The sequence below is a fragment of the Simplicispira sp. GW247-4R2A genome (genome assembly GCF_059424465.1).
In genome coordinates, this window is sequence record NZ_JBWKZM010000062.1 from 1 (window position 1) to 684 (window position 684).

Consider the following 684-nt stretch of genomic DNA (forward strand, 5'->3'; position numbering starts at 1 on the left):
GCTGCTGGGGGGAGTACAGCACCATCCCTACTGGCCGGGTTCGCCAGCAGCACATTGTGTTGGCAGCAGGTGAGCAAACTCCCGCACCAGTTGCGCAGTGGCGGCGTATACAGATCGAGCTGGACACCCCCACCGAGGCGGGGGACAGTGCCATTACCTTGTGGAGCAACCTGCCCGAGCACATTGATGCGGCCACCATCGCGCAGCTGTACCGCAAGCGCTGGCGTATCGAGGGCATGTTCGGGCGGCTTGAATCAGTGCTGCACAGTGAAGTGCGCACGCTGGGCCACCCCAGAGCGGCGCTGCTGGGCTTTGCGGTGGCCGTGCTGGCTTACAACGTGCTGGCGTTGCTCAAGGCGGTGACCGAGCGGGTGCATTGCCCAACACACCCCGGGCTAGAAATCTCCACCTATCACCTGGCGGTGGAGATCTGCAGTACCTACGAGGCGATGATGTTCACGCTACCGGCAGAGTACCTGCCTTGTGCCGATGACGATCCCGGGCAACTGCTGCAGCGATTGCTGCTGTTAGCTACCCGGCTCAATCCCAGGCAGTTGGCTACCAGCAAACGCGCTCCCAAATCCGCTGCGCCCAAAGGCTATGTCGATGGCTCTACCGCACGATCACATGTCTCTACTGACCGGGTACTCAGGGCCGCGGCTCAAAGACGTTGAAAGGCATGGT

1 protein-coding gene is annotated in these 684 nt (G+C 61.8%); it reads left to right on the forward strand.

Annotated features, from left to right (window positions below; genetic code table 11):
- The coding region (locus tag AC07ZH_RS20490) for a transposase (RefSeq protein WP_495201120.1) at positions 1–674 on the forward strand (674 nt) is incomplete at its 5' end.
- Positions 675–684 lie beyond the last annotated feature (10 nt).